The 871-nt window shown below is 49.9% G+C and carries 1 protein-coding gene; it reads right to left on the reverse strand.

Annotated features, from left to right (window positions below; translation table 11 throughout):
- Nucleotides 1-263 precede the first annotated feature (263 nt).
- Nucleotides 264-871: transposase (locus tag MWU84_RS23995; protein ID WP_246906557.1), on the reverse strand; the 608-nt coding region annotated here is incomplete at its 5' end.

An 871-nucleotide genomic window follows, 5' to 3' on the forward strand; every position in this document is an offset into this window, starting at 1 on the left:
AATAACTAAGACTTCGTGTGGTCGGTACGGCCAAACATGAAGACCGTGTTGACTGAACCGGGTCCTGTTTTCCCTTACTATGGGGATTGCTATGGTTTGAGGGAGTCTTTTACAAATACCTTGTTGTCGGAGCTGGGCCCTTAATTTGGTGGTCACCTCTTTCGTAGCCCGTTCCGGTGCCCTTTTTGATTTCCTTGAACCATTTTACTCTCCGGAACGGCCTTTTCCATCCCGCTATTTTAATTTTGGCCGTGGGTATCCCCTTACGCTGTTTGGGGCGTTCTTCTTGGGGCGCTATTTTTCAGTCGATCGGACCATGCTTTGGGCGGGCCACGGCTGTCGAATACAGCTACGGTCACCATGATCCCGATCTGGCAGTAAGGACATCGGCAATGTTTCAAGGGAGGCCGTCCATTGGGCACGGGACCGCCCAGGACCTGTTGCAGCAAAGGAAGCAGTGCCTTCTTCCTGGAACTGCTCAGGATCCCATAATGGCGTATACGCACGAACCCCTTGGGCAGGATGTGCAGGGCGAACCTGCGGACGAACTCGGCATCGGTTAATCGCAGTAAGGATATCCTTCCCCCATGCCGGTAATCCTTGACGGTAAAAGTGACGTTATTATTATCTAGGCTCTTTATACGGTGGTCACTGATGGCAATCTTGTGGGTATAGCGGCCAAGATATTCCACTACTTGGGCCGGACCTAAAAATGGACGTTTGCAATAAATTACCCAATTGTGCTTGAACAGGTTTTCGTAGAAGGCCGTGGGTTGTGGTGGAAATTCCTTGCGAAGGGATGCTACAAAACGAGCTCTAAAAACCTTGCTCATTGCCTTTACAGGAAACAAATACTTTCCTTTGTTCCTAG

The sequence above is a fragment of the Arenibacter sp. F20364 genome (assembly GCF_023015905.1).
GTDB lineage: Bacteria > Bacteroidota > Bacteroidia > Flavobacteriales > Flavobacteriaceae > Arenibacter.